The sequence below is a fragment of the Secundilactobacillus silagei JCM 19001 genome (assembly GCF_002217945.1).
GTDB classification, from domain to species: domain Bacteria; phylum Bacillota; class Bacilli; order Lactobacillales; family Lactobacillaceae; genus Secundilactobacillus; species Secundilactobacillus silagei.
Map to the genome: position 1 here is coordinate 1 of NZ_BCMG01000029.1, position 1,010 is coordinate 1,010.

1 protein-coding gene is annotated in these 1,010 nt (G+C 45.5%); it reads left to right on the forward strand.

Annotation, left to right across the window (positions count from 1 at the left end; genetic code table 11):
- Positions 1-1,010, forward strand: a 1,010-nt coding sequence (locus CES79_RS12380; RefSeq protein ID WP_089137377.1) for an L-arabinose isomerase family protein, incomplete at both ends; no start/stop codon positions are given.

Consider the following 1,010-nt stretch of genomic DNA (forward strand, 5'->3'; position numbering starts at 1 on the left):
AAACCATTACTGCACCTGGCTACTCAATACTTGGATCACATTCCTTACAAGACTATCGACATGGATTACATGAACCTGAACCAAAGTGCTCATGGTGACCGTGAATACGGTTATATCAATGCTCGTCTCCGCATGAACAACAAAGTTGTTTATGGCTGGTGGGGCGATAAAGAAGTTCAAAACGAAATTGCCGACTGGCAAGACGTTGCTGTTGCTTACAACGAAAGCTTCAAGATCAAAGTTATGTCATTTGGTGGCAAGATGCGTAACGTTGCCGTTACTGATGGTGACAAGATTGAAGCTCAAATTCAACTTGGCTGGACCGTTGACTACTACGCTGTCGGTGATCTAGTGGCTGAGATGGATAAAGTTACGGATGCTGATATTAACCAGAAGTATGATGAATTAGCTAAGACCTACACCATGAACCCTGGCGATAACGATGAGGCCTTCTTCGAAGATCACGTTAAGTATCAAATTCGTGAATACTTTGGTTTGAAGCGTTTCATGAGCGCTCGCGGTTACACTGCCTTCTCAGATAACTTCGAAGATCTTTATGGTTTGAAGGAATTACCTGGTTTGGCTGTTCAATTATTGATGGCCGAAGGTTATGGGTTTGCCGGTGAAGGTGACTGGAAGACCGCTGCGCTTGACCGCTTAATGAAGATCATCAGCCACAACAAGAAGACTGCCTTCATGGAAGACTACACCCTTGATCTACGTAAGGGCCACGAAGCAATCCTGGGTTCACATATGCTGGAAGTTGACCCAACCTTAGCTACTGATAAGCCTAAGATTGAAGTTCACCCACTAGATATTGGTGACCGTGAAGATCCAGCTCGTTTGGTCTTCGCCGGTGGCGAAGGTGATGCTGTTGACGTTACCTTAGCTGACTTCGGTGATGAATACCGTTTGATCATGTACGAAGTTGCTGGGCACAAGGCAGACGAAATGCCGAAATTACCAGTTGCTAAGCAAATGTGGACACCAAAGGCTGGGCTTAAGGAAGG